Source organism: Pseudorhodobacter sp. E13 (assembly GCF_003991405.1).
GTDB lineage: Bacteria > Pseudomonadota > Alphaproteobacteria > Rhodobacterales > Rhodobacteraceae > Pseudorhodobacter.
The window spans coordinates 44,961-61,333 of sequence record NZ_RPEN01000154.1 but is presented as its reverse complement, the minus strand read 5'-3'; the positions used below and the strand labels follow the sequence as shown (position 1 = coordinate 61,333).

The window sequence follows — 16,373 nt, the reverse complement described above, 5'->3', positions numbered from 1 at the left end:
CGCCGCGCCTTCAACAGCGCGGCGTTTTTCTGTCTGCTTTCTTTTCGGTAAAAATATCCCGGGGTGAATGCGCCATAAGGCGCAGGGGGGCAGCGCCCCCGCCCCCTGTCACGCCCGGCGCAAGGCCAGAACCGCGTTCAACCCGCCAAAGGCAAAGGCATTGGAAATCGCCACCTCCACCCGCGCCTCACGCGCGACATTCGGCACCACATCCAACGCACATTCGGGGTCTGGCTCCTCATATCCAATCGTCGGCGCAATGATCCCGTCGCGCAGCGCCATGATACAGGCCAAAAGCTCCACCGCGCCGGTGCCGCCAATCAGATGCCCATGCATGGATTTTGTCGACGAGATCATCAGATGATCCGCCTGCGGGCCAAACACATCTGCCACCGCCGCGCATTCGGTCTTGTCATTGGCCGTGGTCCCGGTGCCATGCGCATTGATATAGCCCACCTCTGACGCGTCAATCCGCGCATCCCGCAACGCCCCCGCAATCGCCCGCGCCGCCCCTTGGCGCGATGGCATCACAATATCGGCGGCATCCGAGGTCATGGCAAACCCCACCACCTCCGCCAGAATCTCGGCGCGGCGTTTGCGGGCATGGTCATAATCCTCAAACACGAACACCGCAGCCCCCTCGCCCTGCACCATCCCGTTCCGGTTCAGACTGAACGGGCGGCAGGCCTCTTTCGACATCACGCGCAAGCCTTCCCACGCCTTGATCCCGCCGAAACACAGCATTGATTCCGACCCACCTGCCAGCATCACCCGGCTCATCCCTGATCGCACCATGTGAAAGGCTTGCCCCATCGCATGGTTGGAACTGGCACAGGCGGTGGCCACGCTGAAACTGGGGCCGCGCAGGTTGAATTCCATCGAGACATGACTCGCCGCGGCATTGTTCATCAGCTTGGGCACCACAAAAGGATGCACGCGGTTCTTTCCCTCTTCATAAACGGCGCGGTAATTCTCATCCCACGTGTTCACACCGCCCCCGGCCGTGCCCAACACCACACCCGCCTCATTGCCCAGACGGCCATCGAAATTCAGCCCCGATTGCGCCACCGCCTGACGCGCGGCCAGCAGCGTGAACTGGGTAAATTTGTCAAACAACACAATCTGTTGGCGGTTGAAATGCACCTCCGGGTCCCAGCCATGCACTTGGCCCCCGATCTTGATCGACAGCCTGTCCTTGTCGCGGATATCCAGCTCGGTGATGCCGCAGCGCCCTTCGGCAAAGGCTTTCAAAGTGCCCGGCACATCCTGCGCCAGCGCGTTGACCGTGCCCGCCCCGGTAATCACCACCCGTTTCATGCGGCCTGCGCTGCGATCAGCCCCTCGACCGCGCGGATAATCGCCGCAACGCTTGAAATATCAAACGCACTGTCCTCGGGCGCATTGGCATTGAACGGAACCGAAATATCAAAGGCTTCTTCAATCGCGAAAATCGCCTCAACCAGCCCCAGACTATCAATCCCAAGGCTTTCCAGCGTGCTTTCAGGCGTCACATCGGCCAGATCCAGCACCGCCTGCTCTGCCAGAATCGCCCGTATCCGCTCTGCAACCGAAACCGTCATGCCTTGCCCTTTCGCCTCCCGCACAGCTCAGTCTTTATCAGCCGATTGTGACATATTTTTCATCATCCGGGGCAAACGGCGCAAGGCCTTTTGCATTTCCAGATGTGTCTCCATCTTGACGGCCGGATAGCCCAGCAGCACCCGCCCGGCGGGCGCGTTGGTAAAGATCTTGGTGGCCCCGCCCGCGATCACATCATCGCCGACAAAGATATTGTCATTCACGCCGCATTGCCCGGCCAGAACCACGCGATTGCCGATCCGGCTGGACCCGGCAATGCCCACTTGCCCGCACAGCAGGCAATCCTGCCCCACCTGCACATTATGGCCAATATGCACAAGATTATCGAGCTTGGTGCCATCCCCGATGATCGTGTCCCGGATGGTGCCACGGTCAATACAGGCATTCGCACCGATTTCCACATCATTCCCGATGGTTACAGCGCCAAGTGAATGTATCCGCGTCCAGCTTTGCGCCGAAATTCCTTCGCGCTGGCCCAAGGTTTCGCGAATTTCCTCTACCCCGGATTTCTCTGGCGTCACAAAGGAAAACCCATCCGCGCCAATCACCGCGCCGGGTTGGCAGATAAAGCGATCCCCGATCGTGACCCGCGCACCAATTTTGGCCCCTTGCAAAATCAGCGCTTCTGCCCCGATCCGCGCCCCCGCCGCGATAGAGACATGGCTGGCAATCCGCGCGTTCGGGCCAATCGTCACCCCGGCCTCGATCACCACAAAGGGGCCGATTGCCGCCCCCGCACCGATCACGGCACTTGGGTCCACCACGGCCATCGGATGCACGCCCGGTGCAATGTGTGGCCCCGCGTCCAGCATCCGCGACAAACCCGCCATCGCCAGTCGACCGCGCGGCGCGAAAATCGCAGCCTTCAGCCCCAGCGCCTGCCAATCCGCGCCTTGCCAGACCAGCCCCGCCAGCGCCCCCCCCTTGGCAATACCGCCCGCATATTTCGGGTCCATCGCCAAGGCCAGATGATGCGCCGCCGCCGAGGCAGGCTCTGCCGCGCCATCAATCACCAGCGACAAATCCCCCGCCGCCTCCGCGCCAAGGGCTGTCGCGATTTCTGCTATTGTATAGCCCATCTCTGGCTCCTTCTTCCGTGGGCCACGCGGCCCTTGTCGAAGGATTTAGCCCTGATACGGCCCCAGCACCACCCCGGCCTCTTGCAGCGCGCGGAAAATCGTCGCGTCACGCCCATAAACATCACGCCGATATTCAATCCGGCCTTTGGCAGAAGGATAAGCGGTGAAATAAACCAGATGCACCGGCAGCGGCACCTCCAGCTTCACGCTGGTTTCCTGACCGGTTTTCAGATGTTTCTGAAACAGGCCCACCGGGTCCTCTGTCTGTGCCGCCAGCAGCGCATAGGCGAAATCAAAAGGGTCGCCCAGACGAATGCAGCCATGGCTGAAGGCCCGCACCTCACGCGCAAACAGCGATTTGGACGGCGTGTCATGCAGATAGATATTATAGGGGTTCGGGAACATGAACTTCACCAACCCAAGCGCATTCCCGTCCGAGGGCGGCTGCTTCATCGAATAGGGGAAGGTCCGTTCGGTATAAGCCGCGAAATTGATGGCAGAACGCGGCACAACCCGGCCCCGGCTGTCATAAATCTTCAGATGCCCCGCCGCATTGGCGTTTCGCTTCATCATCGGCAGATATTCCTTGGTGGTGATCGAACGCGGCACATTCCACGTCGGGTTGATCACCATATATTCCATCAGGTCGGAAAATTCGGGCGTCTGCTGATCAGCGGTGGATTTGCCGATGACCGAACGGGTTGAAAATGTCACCCGGCCATGATCGACGATCTTGGCGGTAAAATCGGTCAGATTGACCCAGATATGCCGGCTGCCGCGGTCAATATTCATCCAGCGTTCGCGTTCCATCGCCACGACAACGGCTTCCAGACGCTCTTGCGGGCCGATATTGATCTGTTCGATCGTGCCAGCCCCGGCCACGCCATCGGCTTCCAGCCCCATATCAATCTGAAACGCCTGCACCGCTTTTTGCATCGCGGCGTCATAGGTGGCGGTCACGCTGCGGGGCATGTAATTCATCGCGACCAGACGGTCGCGCAATTGCAACACCGCCGGGCCGGTTGCCCCCGGTTTCAGCGATTGCGCCGCCACCTTCTCGCCCCAGCCGCCTGCGTTCAGCCGCTGTTCCAGCTCAAACTTGGCGCGCATCAGTTGCGCATAGGCTTGGGTGCGCGGCGGCAGGCTTTTCAAAAAGGCCACCGGCTCGCCCGCGACAAAGGCTTCCAGATTGGCGCGGCGGTCGCGCAACGGCACCTCGCGCTTGATCAGGCCCAGCACTTTGCCCGGCTCCAACGCGCCGGTTTGCACATCATGCGCATAATCCAGCAGCGCCTTGGTCATCATCACGTCCAGCCGTCCACGGTCGCCTTCGGTGCGCGCCGCGCGTGACGCCGCGATGATCGCCGCAGGATCATAGCGGTTCACCGGCAAAGCATGGGCCCCCGCCCCCGCCAAAGCATTCAACAAAGCGGATCGGCGCAATTCATGCCCCTGCCCGGTCCAGATCGGGGCATAGCCCGACTCGCGGTAAAAATCGGCGATTGCTTTGTCATCCGACGCCGCTGCCGCCACCGATTGGCTGAAGGCCCCGATTTCAGACGAGACCGAGAAAGAGACTTTCGTCTGCGAAAAAACCGGAACCGCAGCAGCACCAGTTAGTAACAATGAGAGTAAAATTGCGTTCGCCCCACGGGCCAAACCTGGCCGGAGCGCTAATGAATTTACCATGACATCCTCAAGCAGCAGCGTAACTCGTTCAAAACTATTCTATATCCTGTGTGAGTCCACTCACATCGACGTCAGCAAGGCCACAAACTGTCGCATTCTGGACACATGGCTTTTTTTTGCCACAGTTTTAACGACCTCCCCCCATTTTCAGCAAATTTTTGCCGATTTCGGGTGACACTGTCCGAAGCGGTCAATCTCTGCTTGGGTTGTGATTCGAGCTGTGCCATAAGGACGGTGCACTTGGGGAAAGTAGCAGTGAAGACCGCCTAAAGGCGGTAGAATACCAGCGACGGGACAGGCGCTCAGAATGACGAAACAAACACCGATGATCTCGCGGCGTGGGCTGCTTGGTGCTTTTGCGGCTACGGCCTTGATTGCAGCACCGACATACAGCAACGCTTTTGGCTTCTTGCGTGGTGCAGGCGATATTCGACGTATCCGCATGTATTCGGGCCGAACCGGGGAAAGCATCGACACGATCTATTGGGTGGATGGTGATTACATCAAAGACGCCTTGAAAGAGATCAATCATTTCATGCGCGACTGGCGCACGGGCACATCAACCAGCATGGACCCGCGCACCGTGGATATCATGGCTGCCGCCCATCGCATGATGGATGTATCCGAACCCTATATGATGCTGTCGGGCTATCGCAGCCCGCAAACCAACGCCATGCTGCGGTCCAAGTCGCGCGGCGTTGCCAAGAATTCGCTGCACATGCGCGGCCAGGCGGCTGACCTGCGGTTGAAGTCGCGTTCTATCGGCCAGATGTCCAAGGCGGCTGCGGCCTGTGCCTCGGGCGGTGTTGGCAGCTATAGCCGGTCGAATTTCGTGCATATGGATTGCGGCCCGGTCCGCACCTGGCGCGGGTAATTCCCCCAAACCCAAGATAGAAAAAAGGCGCCGCATCGGGCGCCTTTTTTCATGCTTGGCAGCGGTTGGCCTTAGCCATCCTCTCCGGCGCTGTCATCGGCGGCCTTGGCCGCACGCCCCCGGAACCCCATCGCCACCACGAACTTCTCGGAACTATCGGCGCGGCTGGCGGGTGGTTTCACATTGGCAACCTTCTTGAAATTCTTCTTCAACTCGGTCTGCATCCCAATTTCCGCCCCGCCTGCCAGAACCTTGGCGACAAAGGTGCCGCCTTCATCCAGCACGTCAAAGGCAAATTCCAGCGCCGCCTCGACCAGCGCGATGATGCGCAAATGGTCCGTGCCCTTATGCCCCGACGAGGCCGCCGCCATATCCGACATCACCACATCGGCATTGCCGCCCAACCAGCCCTTGACCAGCCCATCCGCTTCCTCGGACAGGAAATCAAGCTGATGGATCTGCGCGCCGGGGATCGGCTCAATCGCTTGCAAATCCACGCCCAACACGGTGCCAACCGGCTTTTTCGGGTTCTGGCCAAGCGCATTCACCCGCTCTACCGCGATCTGGCACCAACCACCGGGGGCGCAGCCAAGGTCCACCACCCGCGCGCCGGGCACCAGAAAGCCGTATTTCTCATCCAACTCGGCAATCTTATAGGCGGCGCGACCGCGAAACCCCTCTTTCTTGGCGCGCTGCACATAGGGGTCGTTCAACTGCCGTTCCAACCACAGGGTTGACGACAGCTTGCGCCCCTTTGCCGTTTTCACCCGCACCCGCAAATCGCGCTGGCCCCGGCCTGATGTCTTTTTCTCGGTCATCGCCTGTCACCGTTATTCATAAGGCCCCTCTTCCAGAACGCCATCCGCGCTCATCTGGGCGTAAAGCAATCCTTCGCGCAGGCCCCGATCCGCCACCGACAAGCGGTCCGTCGGCCAGACCCGCATCAAGGCTTGCAAGATCGCGGCCCCCGACATGATCAGACTATGCCTGTCACGCCCGATCCGCGGGTCCGTGCGCCGCCCCTCTGGCCCCAAGGCCAGATAATCGCGGATGACCGTATCTATCTGATCCGACGACATGCGCAACCCGTCCACCTTGGCCCGGTCATAGCGTTTCAGCCCAAGGAAAGACGCCGCAACCGTTGTCACCGTGCCGCTGGTGCCGATGATCTGAAACCCGTCCCGCGCGTTTTCATGGTTATAGGGCGAAAAGCTGGACAGGTTTTCCTCAAAATACCAACTCATCAGGGCAAAGCGCGCGGCATCATCTTCGACATCGCCAAACTGGTCTTTCAGCGTGGCCACCCCCAGCGGCACCGAAATCCAATCCACCACCCGCGCCTGCCCGGCCCCATGCGGCTTGAACCCCGCATGCAGCCGCATGATCGCGCGCGGTCGGTCCGCCGGGTCCACCTCTGTCAGGTCAATCCAGACCAGTTCGGTCGACCCGCCGCCGATATCCACCACCAGCAATTGCTCGGTATTGGCCCCAACCAGCGGCGCGCAGGAAATCACCGCAAGCCGCGCCTCCTCCTCGGGTGAGATGATTTCAAGCTGCAAGCCGCTTTCGCGCCGCACCTGCCGGATGAAATCCCGCGCATTCCGCGCCCGCCGACAGGCCTCTGTCGCGACCAGACGCATCCGCTTAACTTTATGCTTTTCCAGCTTTTTCTGGCAAATCCGCAAAGCCTGTATCGTGCGCCCCATCGACCCACGCGACAACCGACCCGAGGCTTCAAGCCCCACGCCAAGCTGAACAGTCTTTGAAAAACTGTCCACGACCTGAAACTGACTGCCACGCGGGCGGGCAATCAGCATCCGGCAACTGTTCGTGCCAAGGTCCAACGCAGCATATAGCTGGGCTGACCCGGCGGCTTCGGGGGAGTCAGACGGTTCGACCAGAGACGCCTCGCTCAGGGTCTCGCTTTGGCTCTCTGGGATCGCGCCCTCCTCCCGGGGACGCTCGGGCGTCATGTTACGCCCTCCATTCATGGTTGCCCTCATGCTACCCCCGGCCACAGCCCCGCGCAAGCACCGATCGCAAAGCATGGCGCCGGGGTCGGGTTTCGCTTTGGTTCATAATGAAGTTGAACAGAATGACAGCCCGCCCCCATCGCGCCCCGCGCACGGCCCTGCTATGAAACGCCACGGGGTCGCTCAATGCTGCTTCTATGTCGAAAAACGTCAATGCGACGCCCCGCCACGCGCTAAAAGGGGCCAAGAGGAACAAGGGGGAATCGCAGGATGCCAGAGGTAACGGTTGTATACTGGCGGGATATTCCGGCGCAGGTGATTGTGGGCAAGGGGCGCTCTGGCTCCAAGGTGCAATTGCCCGAACGGTTTGAACAGGCGATTGACCGTTGCGCGATGAAAATCGGCGCGAAAGATGCCGATCTTTACCTTGCTGAATGGCGCAAGGCCGATCCCTACCCCGTCGACGGCGAACCGGCCGAGGTGGCCCGCGCCGAGGCCGCGCGGCTGGAAGCCGAATATGACACCGCGCGCATCAAGCAATTGATCGAAAATTCTGGCTGGGCCTGACGCCCTTTGGATGAGAAACCCGTGACCAACAAACTCTGGGAGAATGTCGTGGCCCTTTTTAATTTCAAGCGCGAAACCGCCGCCCCTGCTGCCCATACCACGGCCCCGCAGGTCGAAGCCTTCTTGCAGAATTATTCGATCGAGGTGATGCCGCGCACCGCCGAAAAGGTGGAAAATTTCCGCGACCTGCTGCCCCAGCACACCCGCGTCTATATCGCCCATATCGAAGGCACCCCGATTGAAGACATGGTCGCCACCGCCAAGCGCCTGAAATCCGAAGGCTTTGACGTGATGCCGCATTTCCCGGCCCGTATCATCCCGGATCGTGCCACGCTGGCCGATTGGATCGCGCGCTATCAGGGCGAGGCGGATGTGAAACAGGCGCTGCTGCTGGGCGGCGGTGTGGCAACGCCTGCGGGCGATTACGACAGTTCCATGCAATTGATGGAAAGCGGGCTGTTTGACGGGTTTGACCGTCTGCATATCGCAGGCCACCCCGAAGGCAACCGCGACATTGACCGTGACGGCGGCGACAAGCTGGTGATGGAGGCGCTGAAATGGAAACAGGCGTTTTCCGAGCGCACCGACGCCAAGATGGCAATCGCCACCCAATTCTGTTTTGAGGCAGGCCCGGTGATCAAATGGGCCGACCGTCTGGCCGCCGAAGGCATCAACATTCCGATCCATATCGGTGTCGCGGGCCCCGCAAAGCTGCAAACCTTGATCAAATTCGCCATTGCCTGTGGTGTTGGCCCTTCGCTGAAAGTGTTGCAAAAGCGGGCGATGGATGTGACCAAACTGCTGCTGCCCTATGAGCCGACCGAATTTGTCACCGAACTGGCCGCCCATAAGGCGCGTCACCCCGATTTTGGCATTCAGTCCGTGCATTTCTTCCCGCTGGGCGGTATCAAGACCAACGCCACCTGGGCCATCGAAAACGGCGGAAACGCCGCAACCCCTGCGTCTCAAGCTTAAGAAAGTAGTTGAACTATGACCCGTACAGTCATTGAATCCAAAAGCAAAACGGTCATCATCGGTTTTGACGAACCCTTCTGCGTGATCGGGGAACGCATCAACCCGACAGGCCGCAAGAAACTGGCAGCGGAACTGGAAGCCGGCAATTTCGAAACCGTGCTGCGGGATGCCTTGGAACAGGTTGCCTGCGGGGCCACGGTGCTGGATGTGAACTCCGGCGCGGTGTTTACCAATAAAATGGCCGAAGATCCGCGCTATGCCGACAATAACTTTGTCGAGCCACCCTTGATGCACGAACTCATCACCCGCATTCAGGCCGTGACCGATGCGCCTTTGTGCATCGACAGCTCGGTTCCCGGCGCGCTGGAAGCTGGCTTGAAAGCCGCCGAAGGCCGCCCGCTGCTGAACTCCGTCACGGGTGAGGAAGACCGGCTGGAACTGGTGCTGCCCTTGGTCAAGAAATACAACGTCCCGGTTGTGGCCATCTCCAACGATGATACCGGCATTTCCGAAGACCCGGATGTCCGCTTTGCCGTGGCCAAAAAGATCGTGGAACGTGCCGCCGATTTCGGCATCCCCGCGCATGATATCGTGGTCGACCCGCTGGTGATGCCGGTGGGCGCGATGGGCTCGGCGGGGCAGCAGGTCTTTACCCTTGTGCGCCGCCTGCGCGAGGAATTGGGCGTCAACACCACCTGCGGCGCGTCCAACATCTCTTTCGGTCTGCCACAGCGGCACGGGATCAACGGGGCGTTTTTGCCCATGGCGATTGGCGCAGGCATGACCAGCGCCATCATGAACCCGGTGCGCATGCAGGAAATGGAAGCGATCCGCGCCGCCAACTTCCTGATGAACCATGATGCCAATGGCGGCGAATGGATTCGCTTTGCCAAGGTGATCGAAGCCGTCGAAGGCGGCATGAGCTTTGCCGAAGCCTCTGCCTCTATCGGGGCTGCGGGTGGCCGTGGTGGCCGCCGCGGCGGTCGCCGGGGCTAAGGCATTTCTGCGAAAAAACTCCCATGGGCCCACGCGTCTGGGCCCGTGGATCAAACGCTGGATCAAGCGCTGGACAAAGCACCGCGCCCACGTCATCAAGGCGGGATGACGGAAACCAATCGCCCCCTTGCCGCCGCTGTCTGGATGATCGGCTCGATCACCGCCTTTTCGCTGATGGCGATTGCGGGGCGGGCAGTTTCCAGCGTGCATGACACGTTTGAGATCATGACATGGCGCTCGCTCGTGGGGTTTACCATCGTGGCAGCCGTCACCTTGGGCACCCGCCGCCTGCATCTGATCCGCACCAACCGCCTGCACCGGCATCTTCTGCGCAATATCGCGCATTTCAGCGGGCAAAACCTGTGGTTCTGGGCCTTGACGATGATCCCTTTCGGGCAGGTGTTTGCGCTGGAATTCACCTCTCCGATCTGGGTCATCCTGCTTGCGCCGGTGTTTCTGGGCGAAAAGCTGACGCGGCCCAAGCTGATCGCCGCCGGATTTGGCCTGCTGGGCACCTTGCTGGTCGCCCAACCCGATTTCGCGGCCTTTGATCCCGGAATCGCGGCCGCCGCCCTTGCCGCGGTCTGCTTTGCCGCCACCAATATCGCCACCAAATCCCTGACCCGGCATGAAAGCATCTTGTCGATCATGTTCTGGCTGACCGCGATGCAACTGGTCATGGGGCTGGTGATGGCGGGGCACGATGGTGATCTGGCGCTGCCGACCGCGCAAACCCTGCCCTGGCTGGTGCTGATCGGGCTGTGTGGCTTGACCGCGCATTTCTGCCTGACCACAGCGCTTTCCCTCGCCCCGGCCTCGGTTGTGGTGCCGGTGGACTTCCTGCGCCTGCCGCTGGCCTTCGCAATCGGCTGGGTGCTTTATGGCGAGGGCGTTAATCTTTGGCTGCTGCTGGGCGCCGGGTTCATTCTGGCGGGCATCACGATCAACCTGACCGCCAGCAATGCCGCGTCAAAACGTGCAGCGCGGCAACAATCGCCACACGCTGAAACTATGACGCCGCGTAACTGATTGACCGGTTGGCCTTGCCTGCCTATCGCTTGGATATTCAACGCGTCAGAATGTCACTCTCGCGCGGTTAGGGGACAAGTTCGGGGAGGAACTTCCATGAAGAAAATCGTATCAACACTGGGTGCAATCGCACTGACCGCAACCGCAGCACAGGCAGGCGGCGTCGAACGCTCCAGCCAATCTGCATCGGTCCTGTTCGAAAAGGGAAATTACGTCGAGTTCTCGCTCGGCAATGTTTCGCCCGACGTTTCGGGAAGCCTGAACCTAAACCCCGCCGCAAAAACCGGCAACATGGCCAAAAGCTATCTGCAACTGGGTGGCGCGCTGAAATACAGCATCAACGACAATCTTGACGCGGCGCTGATCGTCGATCAGCCGTTCGGCGCGGATGTTTCCTACCCTGTCGGCACCGGCTATCCGCTTGCCGGTTCTCTGGCCGAGTTGAACTCCTTCTCCTTGACCGGTCTGTTGAAGTATAAGACAGCGTCTAACATCTCCGTCTACGGCGGTCTGCGCTATCAGACGCTTGAAGCAACGGCGACCCTGCCCGCAGCAGGCTATACAGTTGTCGGCAAGAAAGATGGCGGCGTTGGCTATGTTCTGGGCGTTGCCTATGAAAAGCCGGAAATCGCCTTGCGCGTGGCCCTGACCTATAACTCCAAGATCAAGCACAAGGTTGATACACTGGAAAACGGCGTTCTGCCATCAACCACCACCGTGAACACCCCGCAATCGGTAAACCTCGAATTCCAGTCGGGCGTTGCCGCAAACACCTTGGTTTTCGGCTCGGTCCGTTGGGTCGAATGGTCGAAGTTTGATATCAGCCCGCGGGCTTACAACGCAGCACGCGGCCCGCTGGTGTCTTATGCCAAAAACACCGTTACCTTCAATCTTGGCGTCGGCCGCAAGCTGAACGACAACTGGTCGGTGTCTGCCTCCGTGGGCTATGAAAAGGCAGGCGGCGGATTTTCGTCCAACCTCGGCCCGACCGATGGCAAGAAAAGCCTGACGCTGGGCGCGGTTTATACCCAAGGCAACATGAAGATCACCGGCGGTGTGTCTTATGTGAAATTGGGCGATACGAACACAGCTTTGAACGCCACAGGAACCGCACAGGGCGTCTTCACCAAGAACAAAGCTGTCGGTGTTGGCGTGAAGGTCGGCTACTCCTTCTGATCTGACGCAACCGAAACACCACAAGGCCCCGCGCAACCCGCGGGGCCTTTTGCTTATCTGCATGTTTTCGCGTGAACTCAGCCCGCGCCCGCGCTATCAACAGCCCATACAAGAACCGGAGGCCACCTTGATCTATACTTCTGCCCGCGAATGGTTGGACGATCCGGCCAAAAAACTGCTGCTCTTTGGCATGTCGGGCCTTGGGAAAACCCATCTTTCCAATATGTTGCGCGACGAAGCTCAGTGGTTTCACTATTCCATCGACTACCGCATCGGCACCCGCTACATGGGCGAATTCATTGCCGACAACTTTAAACGCGAGGCGATGAAAGTGCCGCTGCTGCGCGAGTTGTTGATGACGGACAGCGTTTATATCGCCTCTAACATCACCTTTGAAAACCTCGCGCCCTTGTCGACCTATCTGGGCAAACCCGGCAACCCCGATCTGGGCGGCGTGCCTTTTGCCGAATATTGCGCGCGGCAGGAACAGCACCGCGATGCCGAGAAATCGGCGCTGCTGGATACCGAGCGTTTCATCAAACGCGCCGCCGATCTGTATGGCTACGACAATTTCGTCTGCGACAGCGGCGGCTCTATCTGCGAGGTGGTGGACCCGTCCAACCCCGCCGACCCCATCCTGACCGCCTTGTCGCGCAATCTGCTGCTGGTCTGGATCGAAGGGTCCGAGGCGCATCGCGATGCTTTGGTGCGCCGCTTTGACCGCGCACCCAAGCCCATGTATTACCAGCCGGAATTCCTGCTGCGGGTCTGGACCGACTATCTGTCCGAACAAGGCCTGACCGAGGCCGAGGTGAACCCCGATGCCTTCCTGCGCTATGGCTATGCCCGCCTGCTGGATCACCGCCAACCGCGCTATGCCGCCATGGCGCGATGGGGCGTCAGCATCACCGCGGATGAGGTGGGCCGGGTCACATCCCCGTCAGACCTGATCGACCTGATCGGCACCGCCCTTGATCGCCGCAGCAGTGCCGCCTAAATCCAAAGCTTCGAACCAGAGAGCCCCTTATGCCCATCACCCTGCCCGAAGACCTGCCCGCCTTTGACGTCTTGTCAAAAGAAGGCGTCATGGTGATTTCCCCTGATCGCGCCAGCCATCAGGATATCCGGCCCCTGCGCATCGGTCTGCTGAACCTGATGCCAAAGAAGATCCAGACCGAAAACCAATTCGCCCGGCTGATCGGGGCCACGCCCTTGCAGATTGAACTGTCGCTGATCCGCATGTCGGAACATCAGACAAAGAACACCGCCGCCGAGCATATGGAAGCGTTTTACCGCCCCTTCCAAGAGGTGAAGCATGAAAAGTTTGACGGGCTGATCATCACCGGCGCCCCGATTGAACACATGCCTTTTGACGAAGTGACCTATTGGCAGGAATTGCGCGAGGTGATGGACTGGACGCAGACCAATGTGCAATCCACCTTTGGCGTTTGCTGGGGCGGAATGGCGATGATCAACCATTTCCACGGCGTGCAAAAGCATATCCTGCCCGCCAAGGCCTTCGGCTGTTTCCGCCATCAGAACCTTGATCCAACCTCGCCCTTCCTGCGCGGCTTTTCCGATGATTGCGTGATCCCCGTGTCGCGCTGGACCGAAATGCGCCAAGCCGAGATTGACGCTGCCCCCGGCCTGCGCACCTTGCTGGGATCAGATCAATCCGGCCCCTGTCTGGTCGAAGATCCGGCGCATCGCGCGCTCTATATCTTCAACCATTTCGAATATGACAGCGACACGCTGAAACAGGAATATGACCGCGATATCGCCAATGGCACGCCCATCAATGTGCCGCAAAACTACTATCCCGATGACGATCCCGCGAGAAAGCCGCTGAATCGCTGGAGAAGTCACGCCCATCTTCTATATGGCAACTGGATAAATGAAATTTACCAGGCCACGCCATATGACATTGAAAAAATTGGCCACTAGTCTTTTGATCGCCAGCTTCGCGCTTGGCGGCTGTGCTGTGTTCGTGGACCAGCGCGCCGAAAAGCGCGAGGCGCAGGCCGAAGCCGCCTACCCGCCGACGGGCCAGTTTGTCACCGTCAAAGGCGCACGCATCCATGCCGATGTGCAAGGCGCAGGCCCCGATCTGGTGCTGATCCACGGCGCGTCCGGCAACAGCCGCGACTTCACCTTTGATCTGGTGGAGCGGTTGAAAGGGGATTTCCGCGTCATCAGTTTTGATCGCCCCGGCATGGGCTGGTCTGACAGCCTGCCCGGCACCGATATCAGCCCACTGGCCCAAGCCGATGCGCTGATCCAAGCAGCGCTGGCCCTTGGCGTGCAAGACCCGATCGTGCTGGGCCATTCCTACGGTGGGGCGGTCGCGATGTCTTGGGCCTTGCGTGCGCAGCCCAAGGCGCTGGTGATCGTGTCGGGCGCCACCATGCCCTTTCCCGGTGATTTGGGGCTGTGGTATTCGCTCACCTCCTCGGCGCTGGGTGGCGCGACCGTGGTGCCGCTGATAACAGCTTTTGCGCCGGAAAACCGGGTGGAAACCGCGCTGGAAAATATCTTCGCTCCGCAAGCCGCACCCGAAGGCTATGACGCCTATATCGGCGCGGGGCTGACACTGCGGCGGCGGGCCTTGCGGGTGAACGGGCGGCAGGTCAACAACCTCAAGCCGCATCTGTTGCTGATGGAACCGCATTACCCCCGCCTGACCCTGCCGGTTGAAATCATCCATGGCACCGCCGATACCACCGTGCCGATGAAAATCCACGCGGTCCCCCTGTCGCAGCGGCTGCCGAACGCCCACCTGACGGTGCTGGACGGCGTTGGCCATATGCCGCATCACACCAACCCCGACGAAATCGTCGCGGCCATCCATCGGGCCGCGCGGCGCTGATTGCACCCGCCCGCGCAACCCGCCATACTGGCGCAAATCCCTGAAGCGGAGCCTGCCATGGACTTGCCTTTCGACGGTGCGATCAGCAAATTTCTGGCCGAAGAGGCCCCCAAACCCATCCGCAAAACACTGGAAAAAGCCGATAAGGATGACATCCTGTCGCCCAGTTACCCCTACAAGCGCGAAATGAAGCGCAAGGATTACGACTCCGCGATGGAAGGATTGCAGCGCCAGTTGGTGCGGATGCAGGCCGATATCAAGGACACCGGCAAACGCGTGGTTGTGGTCTATGAAGGCCGCGATGCCGCTGGCAAAGGCGGCACAATCGCCGCCACCCGTGAAAACCTGAACCCGCGTGTCGCTTCGGTGGTGGCGCTGTCCAAGCCGTCCGACCGCGAGGCGACACAATGGTATTTTCAGCGCTATGTCGATTGGATGCCCGCCGCCGGCGAAATGGTGATGTTTGACCGGTCTTGGTACAATCGCGGCGTTGTGGAACATGTGTTCGGCTTTTGCACCCCCGAACAGCGCGAGCATTTCTTTGCCCAGCTTCCCAGCTTTGAACAAATGCTGGTGGATGAAGGGATTGTATTGGTCAAACTCTGGCTCAATGTTGGCCAGGCCGAACAACTCCGCCGCTTTCTGGCCCGCGAGAATGACCCGCTGAAACAGTGGAAACTGTCATGGATTGATGTCGAAGGGCTCAAGAAATGGGATGCCTATTCCGCCGCCATTTCCGAAACCCTGACCCGCAGCCATACCCCCCATGCGCCTTGGACGGTCGTGCGCTCCGATGACAAGAAGCGCGCGCGGATTGCGGCGATTCAGACCGTGCTGCATGCGGTGGATTATGCGGGCAAAGACGCAAAACTGATCGGCCAACCCGACCCCGCCATCTGCGGCACCCCTGCGATCTGGGATGTCTAAGAAGGGCTATCATCACGGCAATCTGCGGCAGGCACTGGTTGAGGCCGCGCTGGAGCTGATTACCGAAAAAGGCCCGCAAGGCTTTACCCTGTCCGAAGCGGCCAAAGAGGCAGGCGTCACCCCTGCCGCTGTCTACCGCCATTTCGCGGGCCGGGATGAGCTGATCGCAGAAGGTGCGCGCCAAGGCTATGAGGTGTTCGGCGCGCTGATGGAATTTGCCTATAGCGAAGGCAAACCCAGCGCCTTGCAGGCGTTTGAGGCGACAGGCCGCGCCTATCTGGCCTTTGCCCGCAAGTATCCGGGCCATTATCAGGCGATGTTTGAAAGTGGGCTGTCCTTGAACGCCCATCCCGAACTTGCCACCGCCGCCGCCAAGGCGCGCAGCGTGATGGAACGCGCCGCACTCAAACTCTCGGAAAAGCTGCCGCCCGAAAAGCGGCCCCCCGCCTCGATGTTCTCCGCCCATATCTGGGCGCTGAGCCACGGGGTCGTGGAACTGTTTGCCCGCGGCTCCCCCGGCGCCAAAAGCCCCTACCCGCCCGAGGATCTGCTGGAAACCGGCATCGGCATCTATTTACGCGGGCTGGGGTTACTGCCACCGGATCGGTAATGCCGTTTTGACA

The 16,373-nt window shown here is 60.1% G+C and carries 17 protein-coding genes; 11 read left to right on the top strand and 6 right to left on the bottom strand.

The window, feature by feature from the left end:
- Positions 1-108 precede the first annotated feature (108 nt).
- The 4 genes from EGN72_RS09020 to EGN72_RS09005 are packed head-to-tail and all read right to left on the bottom strand — an operon-like array spanning position 109 to position 4,367.
- Positions 109-1,317, bottom strand: a complete 1,209-nt coding sequence (locus EGN72_RS09020) for a beta-ketoacyl synthase (RefSeq protein WP_127046739.1) — start codon at positions 1,315-1,317, stop codon at positions 109-111.
- The gene (locus EGN72_RS09015; RefSeq protein WP_127046737.1) at positions 1,314-1,580 is read right to left on the bottom strand and encodes an acyl carrier protein; all 267 of its coding nucleotides are present in this window, start codon (positions 1,578-1,580) and stop codon (positions 1,314-1,316) included. The genes EGN72_RS09020 and EGN72_RS09015 overlap by 4 nt, the downstream gene beginning before the upstream one ends.
- A gap of 27 nt (positions 1,581-1,607) precedes the next feature.
- Positions 1,608-2,678: a UDP-3-O-(3-hydroxymyristoyl)glucosamine N-acyltransferase gene (locus EGN72_RS09010; protein WP_127046735.1), complete on the bottom strand. Its 1,071-nt coding sequence runs from the start codon at positions 2,676-2,678 to the stop codon at positions 1,608-1,610.
- A gap of 45 nt (positions 2,679-2,723) precedes the next feature.
- Complete coding sequence (locus tag EGN72_RS09005) at positions 2,724-4,367, bottom strand: murein L,D-transpeptidase (RefSeq protein WP_127046733.1); 1,644 nt, start codon at positions 4,365-4,367, stop codon at positions 2,724-2,726.
- 307 nt (positions 4,368-4,674) lie between these two features.
- Between EGN72_RS09005 and EGN72_RS09000 the strand changes: the two genes are divergently transcribed.
- Positions 4,675-5,241, top strand: coding sequence for a DUF882 domain-containing protein (locus tag EGN72_RS09000; RefSeq protein ID WP_127046731.1), 567 nt, complete (start codon positions 4,675-4,677; stop codon positions 5,239-5,241).
- Positions 5,242-5,312: 71 nt separating this feature from the next.
- On the opposite strand, the gene EGN72_RS08995 is transcribed toward EGN72_RS09000, so the two are convergent.
- Positions 5,313-6,059: an RlmE family RNA methyltransferase gene (locus tag EGN72_RS08995; protein WP_127046729.1), complete on the bottom strand. Its 747-nt coding sequence runs from the start codon at positions 6,057-6,059 to the stop codon at positions 5,313-5,315.
- A 12-nt stretch (positions 6,060-6,071) separates the two neighbouring features.
- Positions 6,072-7,214, bottom strand: coding sequence for a Ppx/GppA phosphatase family protein (locus EGN72_RS08990; RefSeq protein ID WP_127046727.1), 1,143 nt, complete (start codon positions 7,212-7,214; stop codon positions 6,072-6,074).
- A 270-nt stretch (positions 7,215-7,484) separates the two neighbouring features.
- Here EGN72_RS08990 and EGN72_RS08985 point away from each other — a divergent pair, with 270 nt between their 5' ends.
- The 10 genes from EGN72_RS08985 (at position 7,485) to EGN72_RS08940 (ending at position 16,360) form a co-directional block, all read left to right on the top strand.
- A complete protein-coding gene (locus tag EGN72_RS08985; protein WP_127046725.1) occupies positions 7,485-7,781 on the top strand; it encodes a virulence factor in 297 nt (98 codons plus the stop codon).
- 48 nt (positions 7,782-7,829) lie between these two features.
- Positions 7,830-8,756, top strand: a complete 927-nt coding sequence (locus tag EGN72_RS08980) for a methylenetetrahydrofolate reductase (protein ID WP_127047001.1) — start codon at positions 7,830-7,832, stop codon at positions 8,754-8,756.
- A gap of 15 nt (positions 8,757-8,771) precedes the next feature.
- On the top strand, positions 8,772-9,752 hold the full coding sequence (locus EGN72_RS08975; RefSeq protein ID WP_127046723.1) for a methyltetrahydrofolate cobalamin methyltransferase: 981 nt from the start codon (positions 8,772-8,774) through the stop codon (positions 9,750-9,752).
- Between the two features lie 105 nt (positions 9,753-9,857).
- Positions 9,858-10,781, top strand: a complete 924-nt coding sequence (locus tag EGN72_RS08970) for a DMT family transporter (protein WP_127046721.1) — start codon at positions 9,858-9,860, stop codon at positions 10,779-10,781.
- A 96-nt stretch (positions 10,782-10,877) separates the two neighbouring features.
- On the top strand, positions 10,878-11,957 hold the full coding sequence (locus tag EGN72_RS08965) for an OmpP1/FadL family transporter (protein WP_127046720.1): 1,080 nt from the start codon (positions 10,878-10,880) through the stop codon (positions 11,955-11,957).
- Between the two features lie 127 nt (positions 11,958-12,084).
- Positions 12,085-12,954: an ATPase gene (locus EGN72_RS08960; protein ID WP_127046718.1), complete on the top strand. Its 870-nt coding sequence runs from the start codon at positions 12,085-12,087 to the stop codon at positions 12,952-12,954.
- A 29-nt stretch (positions 12,955-12,983) separates the two neighbouring features.
- Positions 12,984-13,901, top strand: coding sequence for a homoserine O-succinyltransferase (gene metA / locus EGN72_RS08955; RefSeq protein WP_127046716.1), 918 nt, complete (start codon positions 12,984-12,986; stop codon positions 13,899-13,901).
- Positions 13,876-14,823, top strand: a complete 948-nt coding sequence (locus EGN72_RS08950; protein WP_127046714.1) for an alpha/beta fold hydrolase — start codon at positions 13,876-13,878, stop codon at positions 14,821-14,823. Before metA ends, EGN72_RS08950 begins: the two co-directional genes overlap by 26 nt.
- 57 nt (positions 14,824-14,880) lie before the next feature.
- Positions 14,881-15,750 (top strand): polyphosphate kinase 2, encoded by an 870-nt coding sequence (gene ppk2, locus EGN72_RS08945; protein WP_127046713.1) that lies wholly within the window; start codon positions 14,881-14,883, stop codon positions 15,748-15,750.
- A complete protein-coding gene (locus EGN72_RS08940; protein ID WP_127046711.1) occupies positions 15,743-16,360 on the top strand; it encodes a TetR/AcrR family transcriptional regulator in 618 nt (205 codons plus the stop codon). Before ppk2 ends, EGN72_RS08940 begins: the two co-directional genes overlap by 8 nt.
- Positions 16,361-16,373 lie beyond the last annotated feature (13 nt).